This is a genomic window from Arthrobacter sp. E1SS-5, from assembly GCF_057073715.1.
Genome location: NZ_CP172703.1, coordinates 2,134,571 through 2,151,108 on the forward strand (window position 1 = coordinate 2,134,571; position 16,538 = coordinate 2,151,108).

Sequence of the window (16,538 nt, forward strand, 5' to 3'; positions counted from 1 at the left end):
GAACGGGCAGGAACGTATGAGCGGCACACCCAAGGGCGAACTGGTCTGCAACGCCAATGACATCCAGGTCAAGCAGGCACTGCGGATCCTGATCGACGGCTATCCCGTGGCCGTGGTGCGGGACTCGATGGGGGAGATCCACGCCATCGGCGACACCTGCTCGCATGCGGACATTTCCCTGTCCGAGGGCGACGTGGAAGGGTGCGCCATCGAGTGCTGGGGCCACGGCTCCCAGTTCGACCTGCGCAGCGGCCAGCCGCTGCAGCTCCCCGCCTACGATCCTGTCCCGGTGTTCGCCGTCGAACTCGACGGGGACGATGTCTACGTGGACGTCACCAACGTTTTGAACGGCGCAGCAGTAAACAACTAACTGGGCGCCCGCAGCACCAGACTTACGAGCGAAAAAGAAAGAAGAGCATGTCAACTCTTGAGATCAAGGACCTGCACGTCAGCATTGAGACGGAACAGGGCACCAAGGAGATCCTGAAGGGCGTCAGCCTGACCATCAGGACCGGCGAAACCCACGCCATCATGGGCCCGAACGGCTCCGGCAAGTCCACCCTGGCCTCCACCATCGCGGGCCACCCCCGCTACACCGTGACCAGCGGCAGCATCACGCTGGACGGCGAAGACGTGCTGGCCATGAGCGTTGACGAGCGCGCCCGCGCCGGCGTCTTCCTCGCCATGCAGTACCCCGTTGAGGTTCCCGGCGTCACCATGACCAACTTCCTGCGCACCGCCAAGACCGCCATCGACGGCGAAGCGCCCAAGCTGCGTACCTGGACCAAGGACGTCAAGGATGCCATGGAGAAGCTGCGCATCGACGCCGACTTCGCCCAGCGCAACGTCAACGAAGGCTTCTCCGGCGGTGAAAAGAAGCGCGTGGAGATCCTCCAGCTGGAACTCTTCAAGCCCAAGTTCGCCGTCCTGGACGAGACCGACTCCGGCCTGGACGTCGATGCGCTGAAGATCGTGTCCGAGGGCGTCAACCGCGCCCACGCTGAGGGCAACATGGGCACGCTGCTCATCACCCACTACACGCGCATCCTGCGCTACATCAAGCCTGAATTCGTGCACGTGTTCGTGGACGGCCAGGTTGTCGAGGAGGGCGGCCCTGAACTGGCCGACCGCCTTGAGGAAGAAGGCTACGACCGCTACGCCAAGGGCGCCGGCTCAGCCACCATCGCGGCTGAGGCCGCAGTACAGGCCTAGTAAGGACTCATTGTCATGACCGAAATCACGCCGGGCCGCACGGCCCTGGAGGACGTCGAAGAGGCGCTCAAGGACGTCATCGACCCCGAGCTTGGCGTCAACGTCGTGGACCTGGGCCTACTGTACGGCCTGAAGTACTCCGACGACGACGGTGCGCTCCTGATCGACATGACGCTGACCACCGCCGCCTGCCCGCTCACCGATGTGCTCGAGGAGCAGGTGGGCCAGGCCCTGGACGGCGTCGTTGACGACTGGCGCCTGAACTGGGTATGGATGCCGCCATGGGGTCCCGAACGGATCACCGACGACGGCAAGGACCAGATGCGGGCCCTCGGCTTTAACATCTGAATAAGTACGACGACGGCCGGTCACCTTCTCCGCGAAGGTGGCCGGCCGTCGTCGTTGCTTCATCGATTGCTCCCCACCCGCGCCCTAACCTCGCTTCGCTCGGCCAGGGAACCCTGCGGGCGTGGGCCCATGTAACTGCCGTTTTGACCCTTCAAAAGGGCCGTTACGGAGCAGTCTACGGGGTTAGAGGGTGGCGGCGGAGAACGTGTCGCATTGCTGGATGTCGCCGGACTGGTAGCCGCGCGTGAACCAGCGCTGGCGTTCCTCGCTGGAGCCGTGGGTCCAGCCTTCGGGGGAGACGCGGCCGGTGGCTGCCTTCTGGATCCGGTCATCGCCCACCGATGCGGCCGCGGACAAGGCGTCGTTCACGTCCTGCTGGGTGAGGGGTTCCAGGTAGGGCTGGCCGGTGGCGGGGTCCTTGGTGGTGGAGGCGTACTTGGCCCAGAGGCCTGCGTAGCAGTCGGCCTGCAGTTCGGTGCGGACCGAGCCGGACTCCGGCCCCTGCGGATCCTGCTGCGCCCGCTTCAGGTCACCGAGCAGGTTCTGAACGTGGTGGCCGAACTCGTGGGCCACCACGTACTCCTGGGCCAGGGGGCCGCCGGAGGAACCGAACCGGTCCACGAGTTCCTGGAAGAATCCGGGATCGAAGTAGGCGGTGGTGTCCGTGGGGCAGTAGAAGGGACCCACCTCTGAGGTGGCGGGCCCGCAGCCGGTGTTGGTGCTGCCGCTGAAGATCACTGCCTCGGGCTGCGGGTACTGCACCTTGTACTGCTTGAGGTAGCCGGGCCAGAACGCGTTCAGGCTGTTCACGGTGCCGGTGATCCGGCAGTCCAGCCGCGCATCCGCGTCCGCTCCGGTTTTGCAGGCCGGCGCCGTGCCCTGGGACTGCCCGGCGGTGCCGCCGTCAGTCAGGCCGCCGAGCATGTTCGGGTTGATGCCCAGGAGGAGCGCAACAAGCAGGACCAGGCCGCCGCCGATTCCGCCGCCGACCTTCACACCCGTGCCCATGCCCCTTCGGTCCTGGACCTGGCTGGGATCAAGCTGCGCGTTGTCATTGAAACTCATATCGTCACAATACCCGCGGGCCCGGTCCTCAATCCGTGCCGGCCGGTAAAGTTGGTCCGTGCCATTCCTGAACAAGATCCAGCGCTGGGCAGAGCAACGGCCGCACGACACCGCCGTCGTTGTCGCCGGGCGGCGACTCGACTGGGCCGGGCTCCGGGATGCGGCCGCCGGGCTGGTTTCGGAGGCGAAGTCGGTGACCACCCTCTGTGAACCGAACTCCGTGGATTTCGCGGCCAAATTCGCCGCTGCTGTAGCCGGCAGCCGGCAGTGCGCCGTCCTTGACCCGGACTGGCCCGCGCTCCTGCAGGAGGACATTGCCCGGCATGTGGAGGCACACAGTGTCGCAGCCCCGGTGTCCCCCGACGACAGGCTCGTGGATGGTCCGCCGGAGTCCGCCTTCCTGATCGGCCTCACGTCCGGGACCACGTCCGTGCCCAAGGCCTTCACCCGATCCCGGCAGTCCTGGCAGCAGTCCTTCGATGCCTCGATCGAGTTCTTCGGCCTTCGCCAGGGTGATGTCACCCTTGCACCGGGGCCGCTGGCGGCCAGCCTCAACCTGTATGCCCTGGCTGAGTGCCTCTACGCCGGTTCCGAGTTCCAGACGCTGGTAGCGTTCGACGTCGGCGACGTCCACGCCGCCATCACGCACGACCGCGTCACCCGGCTTGTCCTGGTCCCCACCATGCTGCGGATGCTCAGTGAACGAGGCATGACGGGATGCGTTGACGCTTCGGGAATCCGGACCATCATTTGCGCCGGCTCCAAACTCGACGCACGCACCCTCGAAGCTGCCCGGCGCTGGGCCCCGAATGCGACGATCTACGAGTACTACGGCGCCTCCGAGCTGAGCTTCGTATCCGGCCTCGGCCTGGCTGCCGGCCAGGCTGCCGACCACGGCGGCACCGGTATTGGCCGGCCCTTTCCCGGCGTCGAGGTCCGGATCCTCGATGACGGCGGTAGTCAGGTCCCGGACGGCGGGTACGGCAACATCTGCGTCCGCAGCGGCATGGTCAGCAACGGCTACCTGTGGGGCGACGACGGCCAGGCGTTGCGGTCCTTCGGAAGCTGGTACACCGTGGGGGACCAGGGGTATCTCGAGGACGGGGAACTGCACATCCTGGGCCGCCGCGCGGACATGATCCTCACCGCCGGCCGGAACGTGTACCCCCACGAAGTGGAACTCGCCCTGGCCGCAGTCCCTGGTGTGGCGGCAGCCCTTGCCGCCGGTATGCAGGACGATCTGCGCGGCCAGCGGGTGGTGGCCGGCGTGGTTCCGTCCCACGGCGGGATCACCGCTACCCAGCTCAGGGCCGGCCTGGAGGACCTCCTGTCCCGGCATAAGCGTCCCCTGCAGTACTACGTCCTGCCGGAACTTCCCACCATGGACAGGGGCAAGGTCAGCAGGAGCCTGCTGCTGGAGTGGATCAATTCCCGGGACCCAAGGGCGCGTCCCCTTGCCGGCTGACCTGCTGCCGCCGGAGCGCCAACCCGTCATCATCGCCGCCCGCCGGACGCCGGTGTGCCCGGTGAACGGTGCGTTGCGGAGCCTGCGCGCCCATGAGCTCCTGGCGCCGGTCCTAAGGGAACTGGTCTTGGAGGTTGCACTCGATCCCGCCTCCGTCACCGACGTTGTCATCGGAAACGCCGTGGGCGGTGGCGGCAATGTGGCCCGGCTGGCCCTTCTGGAGGCAGGACTACCGGTTGGTGTTCCCGGGATTACAGTCGACCGGCAATGCGGTTCGGGCCTGGACGCCATTGTCCTCGCCGGTCGGATGGTGGCAGCGGGCGGCAGCCCGGTCTATCTCGCTGGGGGAGTGGAAAGCACCAGCACCGCACCCCTGCGCGCCCACAGGACGGACGACGGCGGCGAGGAGTTTTACCGGCGCGCCCAGTTTGTGCCGGAGAGCTTTGGCGATCCGGACATGGGCGTGGCGGCGGAAACGGTAGCGCAGGAATTCGGCATTGGCCGGGGGCGGCAGGACGCCTTCGCGCTGGCCAGCCACCGGAAAGCCCTGGCGGCAATCCAAGAGGGCCGCTTTGCCGACGAGATAGTGCCGCTGGCCACGGCAGGAGGCACAGTTTCGGGCGATGGTGGGCCACGCCGGGGCCTTACCCCCGTCATCATGGGACGGTTTCCGGCCGCCTTCGTGCCCGGAGGAACTGTCACCGCCGGGAACTCCTGCTTTGACGCCGACGCTGCCTCCGCCGTCGTCATCACTTCCCTGGAGCGCGCACGCCTACTAGGGGTACGCGACGCGCTGCTGGTCCGGGGTTCCGCAACCGCAGGCGTCCACCCGCAACTGCTGGGCATCGGTGCTGCGCCGGCTGCCCGTGGACTGCTTGCGGAGGCCGGTGTAGCGGCTGATGAGGTAGGCCTCGTGGAGTTCAACGAGGCCTTTGCATCGCAGACCCTCGCGTGCCTGGACGAGCTGGGGATCGACCCGGACCGGGCCAACCTGGATGGCGGGGCGCTGGCGCTGGGGCACGCCTATGGTGCTTCGGGGGCTGTGCTGGTGACCCGGCTGCTGGCACAGGCCCGGCGGGCAGGAACACCGCGAGCCCTGGCGCTGGCCATGATCAGCATGGCGGGTGGCATGGGCACTGCCGCGCTGCTGGAATATCGGCGCCTCTAGATGCCGGCTTCAGTCCTCGGCCTCGCCCAGGCCTCGGGCGGCGAGTGCTTCACCCGTTTGCCGCGCATAAGCCACTGAGGTGATGAAGACCGGCAGGACCAAAGCACGCGGATTGCGCTCCAGGCCGCGGGCCTTGGCGGAGTCACGGACATCGGCGAAGGTGCCGGCAATGAACGGGATGCTGCGGAGCATGATGCCGATTGTCAGGGCAAAGCGCTCCGGATCCGCGCCGAACCTCGTGAAGGGACGTGCAGCCCGGACCACGCCGTCAAGGAGCCGCTGAATGGGGGTGGTGGCGGTGAGCAGAGACGCGGCCACCACGCAGAGCAGGATGTTCAGCACGATCCTCGCCGCCGTGGCGCCACCGAGTTGCCACCACTGGAAGAGCGCAATCACCAACAGCACGGGGGCAAGCGGCCGGATGGCCTTCCAGAGCCTTTTCACTCCGGCGTCGGAAAGCAGGAAGAGGGCGCAAAGCGCGGCGAGTACGGCTGCGGAGATGCGCCAGTCAACGATGACGAAGGAAACCAGGCCGCAGGCCGCGACCAGGAGGAACTTCAATGCCAGCGGCGCCCGGTGCAGGAGGGAATCGCCGGGCACATAGTTGGCCAGGAGGAAGCCGTGTCCCCTCACTGGACGTCCCGCCCCGTGTTGAGCCCCTGCATGCACCAGGAACGGTAGGCAGTCACTGCATCTGCAGGGGCGCCGTCGAAGGCCACGCGTCCGTCCTCGATCACCAGGACCCGGTCCATGTCCAGGGCCAGTTCGAGGTCGTGCGTGGACAGGATGATCTGCTGGTCCAGGCCCGCCAGCGTCCTGCGCAGCAGTTCGCGGTTGCGCAGGTCCAGGAGGGTGGAGGGCTCGTCGAGGACCAGCACTTTAGGGTCGACGGCGAGCACGGCGGCGAGCGCCATGAGCTGGCGTTCGCCGCCGGACAGTTCGTAGATGCTTTGGTCAGCCAGGTGCAGCAGGCCCAGTCTTTGCAGTGCGGCTTCTGCCTGGCTGCGGCGTTCGGCCGCGTTCCGGATGGACCGGCGCAGGGACAGCTCCACGTCCTCCCTGCCCGTGGGCATGACCAGCTGGGACAGTGGATCGGTGAACACGAACCCCACGTTGCGCCGGACTTTCCGGACGGCACGGACTGTATCGTCGCCGTCGACCGCTACTGTGCCTGTGGTGGGCTGGATGAGCCCGTTGACCAGGCGCAGCAAAGTGGATTTGCCGGAGCCGTTGGCACCGATGATGCCTATGCGCGCTTCCACCAGCCGGAGGTTCACCGGGTGAAGGAGCACCTTAGGGTGCGGGGAGTCCTCCCGTTCGACGGCGACGGACACCTGGGCGAATGTCACAGCGGGCATAGGGGCCTAGGCGCTCTCGGCGGGCTGGGTACGGCGCCGCACGCGGCGCACCAGGACGTCCGGGAAGGCCCGATGAAGGGCGACGGCGATGGCGGCCGCCAGGACGTTCTTGATGATGTCGCCGGGGTAGAAGACGAGGTCGCTCAGGAAGGCCTGCTCCAGTGTGGCCTTGGAGTTCATCGCGATGCCGATGAAGCCCAGCGTGTGCACGAAGACGATGCTCGTGGCTGTCGCGGCGAGGAAGAACCACAGGGCGCGCGACTTGGTGGTGCGCCGGATCACCAGGGTGGCCAGCCATCCCACGACGAAGGCGGCGATGGGGAACGCGATGATGTACCCGGCGGAGGGGCCGGCGAGGATGGCCAGGCCGCTGCGCCCCTGGCTGAAGATGGGCAGGCCGGCCAGGCCCAGAAGCGTGTAGAGCCCGACGGCGGCAAACCCGCGGGTGGGGCCAAGCACCAGTCCGGTGAGCATCACCGCCAGGGTCTGGAAGGTGATGGGGACGCCGAAGCCGTTCAGGGCCAGGCCCGGCACCAAGGCTGCGGCGGCGACCAAGGCAGCGAAAACGGCGATGAGTCCCAGGTCTGTGCCGTTCCAACGGCGACGGTCCGTCGGAGGAGTGGTCTTGGTGGTGATGCTGCTCATGGCGGTCCTGTCGGGGTTGTACAAGCGGAATCTAATGTACAGCCGACGCTACAGATCTTGGGCGGGGTCCATTTTGTAGGGGTTCCACTAACGCGGAGGGTTGCTGCTTTGGGGGTGGGCACAACTCGGGTGGGAAGCGGCTGAATGTTCTACACCGTTGAGCGGGCAACGCCGAATAGCTCGGCAATCTCAGCGGTGGTGTGCGCCCCGCCTTGGTAGACACTGACAACGTGTGCTTCTTGGGCTTTTGAAAGCTTTGGAGGTTTCCCCCGCAGCCGGCCCCGGGCTTTTGCCACCGCCATTCCCTCACGCGTCCTGGCGCGGATCAGGTCGGATTCGAACTCGGCAATCATGCCCAGGACATTGAGCACCAGCTTCCCCACCGGATCGTTGGGGTTATAGACGCTGCCACCAAGGTCGAGGGCAACCCCTTTGCGCGTGAGCTCGTCCGCGATGTCCCGCGGGATCCACCCCAGCCGCTGCAAGAGCTTCGGCACGTTGCGGTCTTTATTCGCCACCAAGGAGTCTGGACTGCGGCGGGTGGGGACTGTCTTGCGGGCGCTCTTCTCCTTTGCCTCAGCGCACACTAAGGCCATACTTGCTGAATGACACAGCTTCTGAGAGTGGACGCGCTGAGGGCCGGCATATCGTGAAGCTTCTTCTCACTTCCGGAGGCATCACCAACCCGAGCATCAGCCATGCGCTGGTCGAATTGCTGGGGAAGCCGATCGACGACGCCGTTGCGCTCTGCGTCCCGACGGCGCAGTGGGGCTACCCCCGGCAGTGGCCGGTCCAGGTACCTGACTTCCTGCACGGGCGCGCATGGGGCGGCATGACCTCCCTGGGGTGGAAGTCGCTCGGCGTTCTCGAGTTGACTGCGCTCTCCACGATCGGCGCGGAGCGCTGGGTGCCTTGGGTCCAGGAGGCCGACGTGCTGCTGGTCGCCGGTGGCGAGGCCACATACCTATACCACTGGATGCGGGAGTCAGGCTTGGTCGACCTTCTCCCTTCGCTGGTCGACACCGTCTGGGTGGGGGTCAGTGGGGGCAGCATGGTGATGACCCCGCGAATCGGCTCCGCGTTCGTGGGGTGGCCGTCTGCACCGGACGACCGCACCCTCGGGTTGGTGGACTTCTCGATCTTCCCTCACTTGGACGTCTTCCCCGAGAACACCCTTGCCGAGGCCGAGCACTGGTTGGCCGGTATCGGCGGACCGGCCTACGCCCTCGACGATCAGAGTGCCATCACGGTGAACGGCGCCACAGTCGAGGTCGTCTCAGAGGGACGCTGGAAGGTGCTCGACCACCGATCGCAGGAATGAATCCATTTCCGGGCGGGGTACGTAGAGCTGGAAGAACGCGTTTATGCCGCTTCCCCGCTCGCCAGGGAATCATCAGCCGGACGCCCTAAAGCTTCAGCACCGCTTTGCCCGGTACCGGGCAACTGTTGGGCTTGGTGGGGGGATCCCACGGGACCGGCTCAAGGTTCTTCTCAAAAATTGGGGACTGCCCGCCCTTTTCATACACAACCACATGGACATTACTGATCCCAGGCCACACCTCGACTGCATTTTGGGTAGCAGCGTCGAGACGAGCCCCTGCAGAGTTCTCAAAGCACTCGCTCTCTCACCTGGACAGTCAAATTCGAATTCCAGGTCGACAGCGGGGCGCCCTACCGCGGAGAAGTCAATCGTAAGGACGTTCGGTTCCAATAGAGTGGCACACGACGGCGTGTAGCAGGCGGTCAGAGAAGATGCGGCGAGGACGAGGAGCGACAGTTCTGGCGCACGCAGGATACGGGGCACTTATCCAAGCTAACCCAGAGGAACCTCTATTGCTATCGAATGGATTTAGTAAAGACGAGGAGTCCAGGACTCATTCAGGGTTGCTACAGTCCGCCTCGCTCGACGATCCTCAGTACTTGTTCCCAAGAGCTACGCGGTACCCGACCAGGGAAGTCCGCCAGGGATGGTGCAGCCGCAACTGGCGCAGCTCCAACGGCACGCGCCCCCTCCATGACTTTTCAATCTCATTGAGCGCTGCGGGGACCGTGGGAGAGCAACCCAATTTGAAGGGATTGTCTCCCACTCCGTCTCTCGGTTCTTCAAACGCTTGAAAAGAATCAAGGGCAGCCGGAATGTCATTTGTCATAGCGTAACCACCGAGGATTGGAGACGGCAGCGGGAGGCCTGCGATCTAGACGATGCCGCCTACTTCATTGATCTTTGCGAGATTGCGGGCAGGGCCCTCGCCCATCTCCATGTAGTCCAGTAGGGCGGTGGGAACTCATAATGGAACCCCTAATGTCTGCGGCGCGGGGCTGACTGTCCTTGCCGACGTCGAGAATCGCCCTTAGATGCTTGCCGCCTGACGGTCTGCGGAGACCCTCGTGAGGAAGTCCTCGACTACGGCCGCGAACTCGTCGGGCCGTTCGATCTGCGGCATGTGCCCGGTCTTGGCGAAGACGTGCGACTCGGCGCGGGGCAGCGCCTCGGCGGCCGCCTCAAGGTGGGTGAACGGCAGGACGTGGTCGTGGTCGCCCCACACCACCAGCGTCGGAACGGCGGACTTGGCGAGCGCCCCGATCAGAGCGGTGCGCCACTCGGCCCGGACACCGGAGATCGTTCCCAGGTCGCGGGCGACGTCGACCAGCGTCCGGCGGTGCGCCTCCCGCTGCGACAGGGCGAGCGCGTGGCCGATGCGGTCGTCCGTGACCAGCGTTTTGTCATAGAAGAGCGACTGGACGGTCCGGCGTGATGCTTTCTCGTCGGGCCGCAGGAGCAGAGCCGCGAGCGGGCGGACCGCAAGGAGGCGAAGGACCAGTGCCACTTCCTTGCCGAATCCGGCGCTGTTGGCCAGCACGAGTGCGGAGACGCGGTCCGGATGGTCGGCAGCCAGCTTCATGGCCACGGCACCGCCGAGCGAGTTGCCCATCACGGGCAGCGGCCCGGAAACCCCGACGGCGTCAAGGAAGGCCGGCAGGATTCCGGCCAGCTTTGCGAGCGTAGTCGTGCCGGGGAGCCGTTCGGAGTACGCGAAGCCGGGAAGGTCGACGCTGTAGACCGTGTGGCGGTCCGAGAGCCGCTCGTGCTGTTCGTTCCAGTCCTCGAGGCTCTGGCCAATGCCGTGCAGCAACAGGACCGGTTCCCCGCTGCCGGTCTTCCGGTAGCGCAGGCGCGTCCCCGCATCGGTGACATGGCCCGTTCCCGGCAGGGCGAGGGGATCCCGTGCCGGGGCTGCGGTTTGCCGGACGGTTTCCCGCACCGGTTGCCCGCGCCGGCCGAACCGGACGTGGTCGGTCAGCCTGCCGGCCCGGAGCAGGGCGAAGTCGCGGAAGTAGTTCTGGTGCAGCCGCCACGGCGAGCCTGTGCCCTGCCGGGGCAACTGATCGGCGCCGCGGAAAATGTAGCCGGCCTTCAGGTCGATCAGCGAAGACAGCGTGCCGTTGACGACGTCGGCGGGCGCCACGGGTACCACCCACTGGAGGTTCCGCCGGTCGAGCTGCTTGATCAGCCTGCAGATGTAGCCGGCGACCAGGTCCGCCTTCAAGGTCCAGGACGCGTTGGTGTAGCCGATGGTAAGGGCGAAGTTCGGGACCCCCTCCAGCATCATGCCCTTGTAGGTGAGGGTTCTGCCGACGTCCACGGGCTCGCCGTCGACGGAAAGCTTCATGCCGCCGATCACCAGCAAATTCAATCCCGTGGCCGTGACAATGACGTCGGCGGGCAGCGACGTGCCGGAGGCCAAGTCAATCCCGTCCGGGGTGATCCGGGAGATCGTGTCGGTCACGATCTCGGCAGTGCCGGCGCTGATGGCCCGGTACAGGTCCCCGTTGGGGATCGCGCAGACCCGCTGGTCCCATGGCTGGTAGGTCGGGGCCAGGTGCGTGTCCACCGGGAAGCCCGCCGGCAGTTTGGCTACTGCCGACTTCCGCAGGATCGCCTTCATCGTCTCGGGCCGCCGCCGGCTGAGCTGGTAGGTGAACATGGAGAAGAGGATGTTCTTGAAGCGTACGACGTCGTATGCCAGTTGCGCGGGCAGCTTGCCCCGGAGGCGGTCGGCCAGGTGGTCCCGCGCGGGCACGGGAGCGATGTAGGTGGGGGAGCGCTGCAGCATCGTTACCTTGGCCGCCGACTTTGCCATGGACGGCACCAGCGTCACGGCCGTGGCGCCGCTGCCGATGACCACCACCTGCTTCCCGTCGTAGTCGAGGTCGGCCGGCCAGTGCTGCGGGTGGACGATCGTTCCGGCAAAGGTGTCGGCCCCGTCAATGGCCGGGGTGAAGCCCTCGTCATAGCGGTAGTAGCCGGAACAGACGGACAGGAACGAGCAGGTGAAGGTGACCGGTTCGGGGGAGGAGGCGGTGACGCTGGACCGGAACTCGCCGCCGGAGGTGTGGACCGCCGTCACGGTCCACAGGGCGGTTTCGCTTGACCATGCGGCGGAAATGACCCGGGTGTTCAGCCGGATCCGCGGCTCCAGGCCCTCGTCGGCGACCGTTGCCTTGATGTACTCGCGGATTGACTCGCCGTCCGCGATCGCCTTGGCGCCGGCCCAGGGCCGGAAGGAGTAGCCGAGCGTGTACATGTCGCTGTCGGACCGGATCCCGGGGTACCGGAACAGGTCCCAGGTCCCCCCGACGGCGTTCCGCGACTCCAGGACAGCGAAGGTTTTTCCGGGTACCTCGCGCTTCAGCCGGCTGGCGAAACCCACGCCGCTCAGCCCAGCGCCGACAATCAACACATCTACGTGTTCGCTCATGCCGCCAAGTTATCGACTTAATGTTGAGGTAGTCAACACTGTGTTGAGAACCGGGGCTAGGATGGGCGCATGGATCAAAGAGGAAGACGCAGCGCGAGGGTTTCCGGCGATGAGCGGCAGGACGCGATCCTGGTAACCGCGGAGACCCTCCTGGCCAGCCGTGCCTTCGATGACGTCTCCATCGAGGACCTGGCCCGGGGTGCCGGCATTTCGCGTCCCACGTTCTACTTCTATTTCCCCTCGAAAGATGCCGTGCTGCTGGCTCTGCTGGACAGGGTCATCACCGAGGTCGAGCACCGGGTAGGCCACCTTTCGCGCGATTTCGAGAGCGACCCGGCGGGCGCCTGGACCCGTTCCATCGGAATGTTTGTTGAGGTGTTCGTCTCCCACCGCGGCGTGTCGACCGCGGCTATCGCAGCGCGCGCCCGCAATGACGAGGTCCGCGGGCTGTGGTCCAGATCGATGCAGTCCTGGGTCGACTTCTCAAGCGACGTCATTCGTGCCGAGCAGGCCCGCGGGGCGGCGCCGGGCGGCATCGACGCGCACGATCTTGCGGTGAGCCTGAACCTGATGAACGAACGGGTCATTACTGCTGTACTCAACCGGGAAAGTCCCGCCATCGCGGAGTCCGGAGCCCTGGACGTCCTGTCAACCATCTGGATCCGCAGTATTTACGGGTCCGACAACCCCGGCGGCCGCTAGGCCCGCGCCGAAAGGAAACTCTTATGCCCTCCATCAAGACGCTCACGGTGCTCGGCACCGGAGTGCTCGGCTCCCAGATCGCCTTCCAGGCCGCATTCCACGGTTTCGTGGTCACCGCCTACGACGTCGACGAGGACGCCCTTGCCAAGGCGCGGGACCGTTTCACCCGCCTCGCCGGCATCTACCGGGCACAGGTAGCCGGCGCCTCCGAGGGCAAGACCGAAGCAGCCCTGGCAAACCTCCGCCTCACCGCAGACCTCGGGGACGCCGTCGTCGACGCGGACCTTGTGATCGAAGCCGTTCCCGAACTGCTGGAACTCAAACGCGACGTCTACCGCGAGCTCGCGGAGCGGGCGCCCGCCAAAACCATCTTCGCCACCAACTCCTCCACCCTGCTGCCCAGTGACCTCAAAGACTTCACCGGACGCCCGGACCGCTTCCTTGCGCTCCATTACGCCAACAACATCTGGGCGCAGAACATCGCCGAGGTCATGGGCACCGCCGAAACCGATCCGGCGGTGTATGCCGCTGTCGTCGGCTTTGCCCGGAACAGCGGACTGGAACCGATCGAAATCAGGAAGGAGAAGGCCGGCTACGTCCTGAACTCGCTGCTGGTTCCGCTGCTGAACGCGGCCGCCGGCCTGCTGCTGCAGGGCGTCGCCGACCCGCACACCATTGACAAGACCTGGCGCATCGCGACGGGGGCGCCGAGCGGACCGTTCCAGATCTACGACGTCGTCGGCCTCACCACGGCGTACAACATCGCTTCGGCCTCGCCGGATGCCGGTTCGCAGGCGTTCGCCCGGCACCTGAAGGAGCACTACATCGACCAGGGCAAGCTGGGCGTCGCCTCGGGGGAGGGCTTCTACAAGTACTGAGCCGCGGACCTTTAGTGCTGCTGCAGTTCTTCCCGTTCCAGGTCTTGGACCGGGAGGGCAGGCAGAACTCTTTGCTTGACTCCAAGCAACAATAACAAGCATGCTTATCATTCAAGCTGCGGCAGAGGCTCGATGATGAGGTGAACGATGGAGTGCAATGAAGAACAGCACGCTGTGGTGTCGGTAATCAACACCCTTGCCTGTAAATTCCCGGGACGCTCCAGGGCTGATATTGAGGACGCAGTCTGCGAAGAGTATTCAGCCTTCAACTCGGGTCCGGTGCGGACGATGATCCCCGCAATGGTCGAGCGGGCAGCCATCAAGCGACTCCAAGGCAGCCGCGTCTAGAAGCGCTGCGGACACGGTCGCCAGGGTCTACATCCTGTGCAGCCGGCATACCGTGTTGAGCCGGCCTAATGGGAGTGGCCCACTGAAATACTGGACGGCGTGGCTGACCTGTGTGCAGGGCCTAGTCGCGTCGCATCTGGATGGTGACTTGGTAGGTGTCCAGGCCATCCTCAGTCTCATCGATGCAGAGCGATTCTTCGCCGGTGCCGTCGAACTCCCTCTTGACGCAGCCCATGTACCGCCCCGATACCGGGCCGGCCTCTTTGGATTTCATGCCGAACCTGCTTGCTACTTCGTCAAGACTGACCTTGTGGTTCACGGTCCACGCGGCGCTCAGCCGCAGGCAGGAGGTGTCGATGGAGAGACAGCCCGGATCAACCTTAGGGTTCTCGCGATAGACCTCGACCCAGTCTTTCTGCGGGACCTTGTCTGCCCGGGCCATCATCGCGGCGGCTTTCTCGGCCTGGGAGCCGCCACCGCCGTTGATGCTCTGAACGAGTGCTGTACATGCCGTGAATCCAAGAAGGCACGCCAGGACCACCACCACAGCGATACCGCCCACGATCCAGGCTGTTTTAGTCTTCCTTTTCTGTGGCGGTGGTCCCTGCCACCCTGGCTGCGGGGGCCCGTAGTAGGGATGTTGCTGGTGCTGGGCCTTGCCAGGATGAGCCAGCGTAGCCCGGTGCGGTTGAGGTGGAAACTGCTGCTGGTCGTAATTCATGCCAGAGCCTCAGCGAGCGCAAGCCCGGGTCGCCAGCAGCAATCCCGGCTGCCCTGTTTTCGGCATGACTGCTCGCTGGTCAAGAGCACGCGTCCCCCAATATGTTGATCTCCGGGTGATTTTACGGCTAAAAACCGGCGCGGTGCCGTCGCTGTAGTCGTTTCCGGGGAGCCGCAACGAGGATTCGGCCGCTGTCGGGAAGAATGGGCGCCGTGACAAGTCCCGGAACCATGAACAAAAAGCCCAAGTCGCTCCTACAACGCGTGGGGAATGTGTTGCTCGCCGCCGTGCTGATGCTGGTGGGGCCTGCCCTGATGGTGACCAGCTATCAGCAGGTGGACGCCGACGAAGAGCTTGCCCGCACCGGCGTCCAAGTCTCCGGAACCATCACCTACTTTAGTGACGCCAGGAAGGCATCGAACCGGGACATCACGGTGGAGTACGTGGCGGCCGACGGAGTGACCCGATACGCCGATGCAGCGGTGGATCATGAGCAGCACCCATCCGTGGGCGAGCAGGTCACCGTCGCATACCGCGAACAAGACCCAAACCAAGTAATCGTGCTCGGCTACGAAAGCGAAAGCGAGTTCCTCGGCGGGGTGGGCCTGATCCTGACTGCGATCTTCACAACGCTTGGTCTCATCATCATCGCCACCGGGCTGAGGAGGAGACGCCGGGACAAGGTCCGCAGCTCCGACATGCGCAGCAATGTGACAGGGTCGTGATGGAAGGACCGGCGCCTCGCCGGGACCATGGGTAGAGACAGTTCCAAGTGGCAGCCGAAGGAGGTCCGCCGCGGCTGCCGGCTACATGGAATCCAATGAGTTAGCCTCGTGCCCCACGAGCACCCGGTGCTTGCATCGCTGAGGTCCTGGTTGCCCGCGGTTATGGAGCCAACCCAGTTCCGAGCAGAGCAACGGCTGGAAGCACTGCTTTTCCATCTTTGATCATGGGCGAGACGAGGCGTAGGTATTCATGCTTCATCGCGGACTGCATCGACGGTGTTTGGCTGGTGACGATTTTGCCGATCCCTCCTACGCCGCCTGCCGGGCCGGCCCATAGATCATCAGGATCGATGGTGAAGTCCCAGGCAAGAGTGGTCGTGTGCACGGCGTCCAGACCGGTGCCGACCAGCAGGTCATTCAATCCCTGCTCCGTGCGGTCGAAGTCTTTATCGGCCGGGAGTCGTTGCCGGCCGGGTGCGGTAGCGCCGCTGGCTTCCACGACGTCTAACCAGAGCTTATTGATGGCAGAGAGTTCAGAGGGCCAGATCGTCACAGCGACGACTCCCTGGGGTCGACAGATCCGCTTGAGGTCAGCCACGGCCGCCCGGGGAGCGCCCACGTGATTGACGACAAAATTGGCCAGGACTGCATCAAATGTGTCCGGCATTAAGGGCAGGTCCGGTATTCCGCCCAAGAGAAGCTCTGCCCCAGGTGCCGCTGCACCGGCCAGGGCAAGCATCTCAGCGTCCGGATCGATGCCCGTCACGTTTGCACCGCGGCTTATGGCAAGGGCCGTGAGATTTCCGGTTCCGCAGCCGACATCGGCAAGACGGCGACCCGCCAACCCGCCCAGACTGGCTTCTGCTGCATCGAGCAACGGCACGAGCGCCCCCGCGCACAGGTGCGAAAAACTCTGCGAATATGCCTGGGCCACCCCGGCCCAGTCGCTGGTTCTTTGTTGGTGGATACCGATGGCCGTCACGTTATCTTCGCCCCCAAGCTGTTCGTCATTCTTCCGTTCCAGTCTGGGTCATGTGGTGAGAACCAACCCGCTTATGCTCACGCCTGGCTCCGGCGCGCCCCGACTCGCCCGACGATTGCAGCCCTGAGGGAACGACCAACAGATGCTGTTGTGGGGTTCGT

General features: G+C 65.2%; 18 protein-coding genes. 10 read left to right on the top strand and 8 right to left on the bottom strand.

The genetic code is table 11. From position 1 onward, the window contains the following. Positions 1-16 precede the first annotated feature (16 nt). Genes ACIGJD_RS09830 through ACIGJD_RS09840 form a run of 3 tightly spaced genes read left to right on the top strand, consistent with a single transcriptional unit; the run spans position 17 to position 1,560 of the window. Entirely contained in the window at positions 17-370 is a 354-nt protein-coding gene (locus ACIGJD_RS09830; protein WP_483689353.1) for a non-heme iron oxygenase ferredoxin subunit, read from the top strand. Positions 371-417: 47 nt separating this feature from the next. Further along, positions 418-1,212 (top strand): Fe-S cluster assembly ATPase SufC, encoded by a 795-nt coding sequence (gene sufC / locus ACIGJD_RS09835; protein WP_142133895.1) that lies wholly within the window; start codon positions 418-420, stop codon positions 1,210-1,212. A gap of 15 nt (positions 1,213-1,227) precedes the next feature. After that, complete coding sequence (locus ACIGJD_RS09840) at positions 1,228-1,560, top strand: metal-sulfur cluster assembly factor (protein WP_058267279.1); 333 nt, start codon at positions 1,228-1,230, stop codon at positions 1,558-1,560. Between the two features lie 183 nt (positions 1,561-1,743). Here the strand turns inward: ACIGJD_RS09840 and ypfJ are convergent, their stop codons facing one another. Further along, positions 1,744-2,625, bottom strand: coding sequence for a KPN_02809 family neutral zinc metallopeptidase (gene ypfJ / locus ACIGJD_RS09845; protein ID WP_142133894.1), 882 nt, complete (start codon positions 2,623-2,625; stop codon positions 1,744-1,746). A 58-nt stretch (positions 2,626-2,683) separates the two neighbouring features. On the opposite strand from ypfJ, the gene ACIGJD_RS09850 reads away from it, so the two are divergent. Both ACIGJD_RS09850 and ACIGJD_RS09855 read left to right on the top strand, forming a co-directional pair. Then, entirely contained in the window at positions 2,684-4,090 is a 1,407-nt protein-coding gene (locus tag ACIGJD_RS09850) for a class I adenylate-forming enzyme family protein (RefSeq protein ID WP_483689354.1), read from the top strand. Then, positions 4,080-5,258 carry a thiolase family protein gene (locus tag ACIGJD_RS09855; RefSeq protein ID WP_483689355.1) on the top strand — a complete coding sequence of 393 codons (1,179 nt, stop codon included), beginning with the start codon at positions 4,080-4,082 and terminating at the stop codon, positions 5,256-5,258. The genes ACIGJD_RS09850 and ACIGJD_RS09855 overlap by 11 nt, the downstream gene beginning before the upstream one ends. Before the next feature lie 9 nt (positions 5,259-5,267). On the opposite strand, the gene ACIGJD_RS09860 is transcribed toward ACIGJD_RS09855, so the two are convergent. From ACIGJD_RS09860 to ACIGJD_RS09875, 4 genes are all read right to left on the bottom strand, one after another. After that, positions 5,268-5,891 (bottom strand): energy-coupling factor transporter transmembrane component T family protein, encoded by a 624-nt coding sequence (locus ACIGJD_RS09860; protein ID WP_483689356.1) that lies wholly within the window; start codon positions 5,889-5,891, stop codon positions 5,268-5,270. Then, positions 5,888-6,616, bottom strand: coding sequence for an energy-coupling factor ABC transporter ATP-binding protein (locus ACIGJD_RS09865; protein WP_483689357.1), 729 nt, complete (start codon positions 6,614-6,616; stop codon positions 5,888-5,890). The genes ACIGJD_RS09860 and ACIGJD_RS09865 overlap by 4 nt, the downstream gene beginning before the upstream one ends. Before the next feature lie 6 nt (positions 6,617-6,622). Further along, positions 6,623-7,261 carry a biotin transporter BioY gene (locus ACIGJD_RS09870; RefSeq protein WP_483689358.1) on the bottom strand — a complete coding sequence of 213 codons (639 nt, stop codon included), beginning with the start codon at positions 7,259-7,261 and terminating at the stop codon, positions 6,623-6,625. A 149-nt stretch (positions 7,262-7,410) separates the two neighbouring features. After that, positions 7,411-7,758 (bottom strand): recombinase family protein, encoded by a 348-nt coding sequence (locus ACIGJD_RS09875; protein WP_483689359.1) that lies wholly within the window; start codon positions 7,756-7,758, stop codon positions 7,411-7,413. Positions 7,759-7,910: 152 nt separating this feature from the next. On the opposite strand from ACIGJD_RS09875, the gene ACIGJD_RS09880 reads away from it, so the two are divergent. Then, on the top strand, positions 7,911-8,582 hold the full coding sequence (locus tag ACIGJD_RS09880) for a Type 1 glutamine amidotransferase-like domain-containing protein (protein ID WP_483689360.1): 672 nt from the start codon (positions 7,911-7,913) through the stop codon (positions 8,580-8,582). Positions 8,583-9,612: 1,030 nt separating this feature from the next. Here ACIGJD_RS09880 and ACIGJD_RS09885 read toward each other — a convergent pair. Further along, positions 9,613-12,021, bottom strand: coding sequence for an alpha/beta fold hydrolase (locus ACIGJD_RS09885; RefSeq protein WP_483689361.1), 2,409 nt, complete (start codon positions 12,019-12,021; stop codon positions 9,613-9,615). 69 nt (positions 12,022-12,090) lie between these two features. On the opposite strand from ACIGJD_RS09885, the gene ACIGJD_RS09890 reads away from it, so the two are divergent. The 3 genes from ACIGJD_RS09890 to ACIGJD_RS09900 all read left to right on the top strand — a co-directional run bounded on the left by ACIGJD_RS09890 (position 12,091) and on the right by ACIGJD_RS09900 (position 13,949). Next, positions 12,091-12,723, top strand: a complete 633-nt coding sequence (locus ACIGJD_RS09890; RefSeq protein ID WP_483689362.1) for a TetR/AcrR family transcriptional regulator — start codon at positions 12,091-12,093, stop codon at positions 12,721-12,723. A 23-nt stretch (positions 12,724-12,746) separates the two neighbouring features. Beyond that, positions 12,747-13,601: a 3-hydroxyacyl-CoA dehydrogenase gene (locus ACIGJD_RS09895; RefSeq protein WP_483689363.1), complete on the top strand. Its 855-nt coding sequence runs from the start codon at positions 12,747-12,749 to the stop codon at positions 13,599-13,601. A 147-nt stretch (positions 13,602-13,748) separates the two neighbouring features. Then, positions 13,749-13,949, top strand: coding sequence for a three-helix bundle dimerization domain-containing protein (locus tag ACIGJD_RS09900; protein ID WP_483689364.1), 201 nt, complete (start codon positions 13,749-13,751; stop codon positions 13,947-13,949). Positions 13,950-14,070: 121 nt separating this feature from the next. Here the strand turns inward: ACIGJD_RS09900 and ACIGJD_RS09905 are convergent, their stop codons facing one another. Then, positions 14,071-14,670 (bottom strand): hypothetical protein, encoded by a 600-nt coding sequence (locus ACIGJD_RS09905; protein ID WP_483689365.1) that lies wholly within the window; start codon positions 14,668-14,670, stop codon positions 14,071-14,073. Between the two features lie 212 nt (positions 14,671-14,882). Here ACIGJD_RS09905 and ACIGJD_RS09910 point away from each other — a divergent pair, with 212 nt between their 5' ends. Then, positions 14,883-15,395 carry a DUF3592 domain-containing protein gene (locus ACIGJD_RS09910; protein ID WP_483689366.1) on the top strand — a complete coding sequence of 171 codons (513 nt, stop codon included), beginning with the start codon at positions 14,883-14,885 and terminating at the stop codon, positions 15,393-15,395. A 160-nt stretch (positions 15,396-15,555) separates the two neighbouring features. Here the strand turns inward: ACIGJD_RS09910 and ACIGJD_RS09915 are convergent, their stop codons facing one another. Next, the gene (locus tag ACIGJD_RS09915; RefSeq protein WP_483689367.1) at positions 15,556-16,377 is read right to left on the bottom strand and encodes a class I SAM-dependent methyltransferase; all 822 of its coding nucleotides are present in this window, start codon (positions 16,375-16,377) and stop codon (positions 15,556-15,558) included. Positions 16,378-16,538: the final 161 nt, after the last annotated feature.